This is a genomic window from Collinsella sp. HCP3S3_E5, assembly GCF_052067635.1.
Lineage (GTDB): Bacteria > Actinomycetota > Coriobacteriia > Coriobacteriales > Coriobacteriaceae > Collinsella.
This window is the reverse complement of sequence record NZ_JBQHQF010000049.1, coordinates 1-2,214: the sequence shown is the minus strand read 5'-3', so window position 1 is coordinate 2,214 and position 2,214 is coordinate 1. Positions and strand designations below refer to the sequence as shown.

Sequence of the window (2,214 nt, the reverse complement as noted above, 5' to 3'; positions counted from 1 at the left end):
GTACTGCGGGGCCAGCCCGTGGGAGGCCAGGGCGCCGCTGACCGGTGGACGGCACCGAGCCGTGCGCTTGGACTGGGAAGGGGGAGGCCTCGCGGCCTCCCCCTTTTTCGTTTCTCAGGCAATTTAACTAAATTACAATTTTTACAACGATATCATCTGCCGTCTTATTCAGACGTTCACCGTTCTCTTGACAGTCTCATGTACTCAATGGATTACTATCTACTTAAGCGTGATGCTGCGCTTGACCTGTTTTAGGCGGGCCGTTTTATTGATTGTGACGGAAGGACGCACATGGCAGATGTTCACGAGCTGCTTGATACTTGGATTGCCAATGTCAAGGATGATGAGCTGCTGACCGAGCTCAACACGATGAAGGAGCAGGGTGACGAGGATGCCATCACCGATGCCTTCTTCCAGGATCTTGCCTTCGGCACCGCTGGCCTGCGTGGCACGATCGGCGCTGGCACTAACCGTATGAATATCTATACGGTCGGCCGTGCAACGCAGGGCTTCGCCGACTATCTCAATGCGACTTTTGAGCATCCGACGGTTGCCATTGCTCGCGATAGCCGCAATAAGGGCGAATTGTTCGTCAAGACGACTGCTGCTATTCTTGCGGCAAATGGTGTCACCGCCCTTGTGTATCCTAAGATTTCCCCGGTGCCTACGCTATCTTGGGCCGTCCGCGACCTTAAGTGCTCCGGTGGCATTTGCATGACCGCGAGCCATAACCCTGCGCCCTATAACGGCTATAAGGCCTATGGCCCCGACGGCTGCCAGATCACTAGCGAGGCCGCCGATGCAATTTCTAAGGCTATTGCCGAGACCGATACGTTCACTGGCGTGAAGTCCATGGACTTCGATGAGGCTCTTGAGCAGGGTCTGGTCAAATGGATCGATGACTCGTGCCTCGAGCGTTATTACGACGCCGTTCTCGCGCGCGGCGTGACCAACCTTTCTGCCGAGGAGATCGCTGGCGCTCCGCTTAAGCTCGTCTACACTCCGCTCAACGGCACTGGCCTCATTCCCGTCACGACGGTGCTCGAGCGCGCCGGCATCACCGATGTCACGGTTGTTCCCGAGCAGAAGGACCCGAACGGCGATTTCCCGACCTGCCCGTATCCTAACCCCGAGATCCGTCAGGCCATGCAGAAGGGAATCGACCTGTGCGAGCAGGTTCACCCCGATCTGCTGCTTGCAACCGATCCTGACGCCGACCGTGTTGGCGTTGCTGTTAAGAATGGTGATGACTATCTGCTGCTGACCGGCAATGAGATGGGCGTTCTGCTGCTCGACTATATCTGCAAGACCCGTGCCGCCCGCGGCGAGGATCTCACCAAGAAGGTCGCGGTTACTACCATTGTTTCTTCCGCCATGGTCGATGCTCTGGCCGAGGAGTATGGCTTTGAGCTCCGTCGCTGCCTGACGGGCTTCAAGTACATCGGTGACATCATTACCTCGCTTTCCGATGCTGGTGAAGTCGATCGCTTTATCTTCGGTTTCGAGGAGAGCTACGGTTATCTGGCCGGCGACCACGTGCGCGACAAGGACGCCGTGAGCACTTCGCTTCTGATTTGCCAGATGGCGCAGTATTACAAGCTCCAGGGCAAGAACCTTGCCGATGCGATGCACGAGCTGTACGAGAAGTATGGCTACTATCACAACAAGACGATTTCGCTGAGCTATCCGGGCGCTGAGGGTGCGGCAAAGATGGCCGGCATCATGGCTGGTCTGCGCGAGAACCCGCCCGCGGAGCTCGCAGGCTCCAAGATCGAGGCCGTTGTGGATTACAACACGTGCGTGAACGGCCTGCCGAAGGCTAATGTCATTGAGTTCGATCTTGAGGGTGGCAACAAGGGTATTGTCCGTCCTTCCGGCACCGAGCCCAAGATCAAGCTGTACATCTTCGCTAAGGGCGCGGATGCCGCCGAGGCTGATGCAGCACTTGACGCGATTGAGGAGTCTGGCCGCAAGCTGCTGGCCTAGGGCTTGATAAACAGACTGTTACCGATAAGAAGGGAAGGGGGTCTCGCAAAGGGCCCCCTTCTTTTGCTCTAACGTTTGGTCGATGAATAATAAATATGTAGGAGCTGTGTGCAACCAGATTCCCGCCCCGCGGGCCCCTCCGGTCTGGCAATATATCTCCTTGCCGCGCGGCCCGGTCGGACCGGGAACCGGCGCAGGCGTGCACCTTGAGAACCGGATACTGCGAGG

1 protein-coding gene is annotated in these 2,214 nt (G+C 57.3%); it reads left to right on the top strand.

Annotated elements, in window-relative coordinates:
• Positions 1-291: 291 nt before the first annotated feature.
• The gene (locus tag ACTM82_RS08895; protein ID WP_154518687.1) at positions 292-1,986 is read left to right on the top strand and encodes a phospho-sugar mutase; all 1,695 of its coding nucleotides are present in this window, start codon (positions 292-294) and stop codon (positions 1,984-1,986) included.
• The last annotated feature ends 228 nt before the right edge of the window (positions 1,987-2,214 follow it).